This window comes from Aromatoleum evansii (assembly GCF_012910805.1).
Taxonomy (GTDB): Bacteria; Pseudomonadota; Gammaproteobacteria; order Burkholderiales; family Rhodocyclaceae; genus Aromatoleum; species Aromatoleum evansii.
In genome coordinates this window covers 1-1,736 of the sequence record NZ_WTVK01000152.1, presented here as the reverse complement: position 1 = coordinate 1,736, position 1,736 = coordinate 1, and the positions used below count along the sequence as shown (strand labels likewise).

Below are 1,736 nucleotides of genomic sequence, written 5' to 3'. Positions count from 1 at the left end.
CATCTCGGAATACGCGGCCGAGCGCTTCTACCGCGACGTGCGCCTGTTCCGCATCTATGAAGGCACGACGCAGATCCAGCAGCTCGTGATCGCGCGCAACATGATCAAGGCGGCGGAGGCCTGATGGGCTCGCGAGTGGACGCAAAAGAGGGCGCGCTGCTGGCCGCACTGCCGCAGCGCCTGCACGAGATCCCGCGCCGCTGGGCCGCGGCTACGCCCGAGGCGGAGGCCGTGTCCGAAGGCGGTGTCGCGTGGACCTGGCGCGAGCTCGCCGCGGCGGTCGACGAGGGCGCCGCGCTGCTGCGCCGGCTCGAGGTGCGACCGGGCGACCGCGTGATGATCGTTGGCGAGAACTGCGCCGCGCAGGTCGCGCTGATCTTCGCCGCTTCCCAATGCGACGCGTGGGTGGTCAACGTCAACGCCCGCCTGTCGCCGCGCGAGATCGACGTGATCCGCGGGCACAGCGGTGCGCGCCGGGTGATCTACACCGTCGCCGTGTCGCCGGACGCCGCCGCCCATGCGGCGCGCCACGAAGCGGAGCGCAGCACGCTGCCGCATTTCGGTGAAATCGCCATCGGCGCGCTCAACGAACACTGCACGCCCGAGCCGGTCGAGCAGGACGGCGCGAGCCAGGTGGCGGCGCTGATCTACACCACCGGCACGACCGGCCACCCGAAGGGCGTGATGCTGACGCATCGCAACCTGCTCTTCATCGCCGCGGTGTCGAGCCGGTTGCGCCGGCTCCAGCCGCAGGACCGCGTGTATGGCGTACTGCCGATTTCGCACGTGTATGGGCTGGCGTCGGTGATGCTCGGCACGCTCTACGCCGGCGCCGCGCTGCATGTCGTGCCGCGCTACGCGCCGCAGGCGCTGATCGACGCGCTCCATGACGAAGGCATCACCGTGCTGCAGGGCGTGCCGGCGATGTACGCGCGCCTGCTCGAATTTGCGCGCGGCAGGTGGTCGCCGGAGAAGTCGCGGCTGCGCTTCATCTACGCGGGCGGCTCGCCGCTCGACCTGACGCTGAAGGGCGAGGTCGAGCAGTTCTTCGGCCAGACGCTGCACAACGGCTACGGCATGACAGAGAGCTCGCCGACGATTGCCCAGACCCGCATCGACGCGCCGCGCCATGACACCTCGGTCGGGCAGGTCATCCCTGGCATCGAGATCCGCGTCGTCGATGAGGACGGTGCGGACGTCCGCGAGGGCGAGCCCGGCGAGTTGTGGGTGCGCGGGCCGAACGTGATGAAGGGCTACTACCACGAGCCCGAACTCACCGCAGAGACGATGCGCGAAGGCGGTTGGCTCAACACCGGCGACGTGGTCAGGCGCGACCCCGACGGGGCGCTGTTCGTCGTCGGCCGCACCAAGGAGCTGATCATCCGCTCCGGGTTCAACGTCTATCCGGTCGAGGTCGAGGCGGCGCTCAATTCGCACCCAGCGGTCACGCAGTCGGCGGTGGTCGGGCGCGAGGTCGAGGACGGCAACGAGGAGGTCGTCGCCTTCGTCGAGCTGGACCCCGCGCGCAGAGTGAGCATCGAGGACCTGCAGGGCTACCTCGCCGGGCAGCTGTCGCCCTACAAGTGCCCGTCCGAGATCGTCGTGATGAAGGCGATGCCGGCGGCGGCGACCGGAAAGATCCTGAAAGGGCAGCTCAAGCAGCAGGCGCAGGACACGTATCGCGCAAGGGTACAGGACAAGACAGTAAAGGATGGAAGACCGCGCTGAGGTGCGCC

General features: G+C 69.2%; 2 protein-coding genes. Both read left to right on the top strand.

From position 1 onward, the window contains the following. The first annotated feature begins 1 nt into the window (after window position 1). Window positions 2–124: an acyl-CoA dehydrogenase family protein gene (locus GO615_RS27610; RefSeq protein WP_339379994.1), complete on the top strand. Its 123-nt coding sequence runs from the start codon at window positions 2–4 to the stop codon at window positions 122–124. Then, window positions 124–1,728 carry a class I adenylate-forming enzyme family protein gene (locus GO615_RS27605; protein WP_169133045.1) on the top strand — a complete coding sequence of 535 codons (1,605 nt, stop codon included), beginning with the start codon at window positions 124–126 and terminating at the stop codon, window positions 1,726–1,728. The genes GO615_RS27610 and GO615_RS27605 overlap by 1 nt, the downstream gene beginning before the upstream one ends. Window positions 1,729–1,736: the final 8 nt, after the last annotated feature.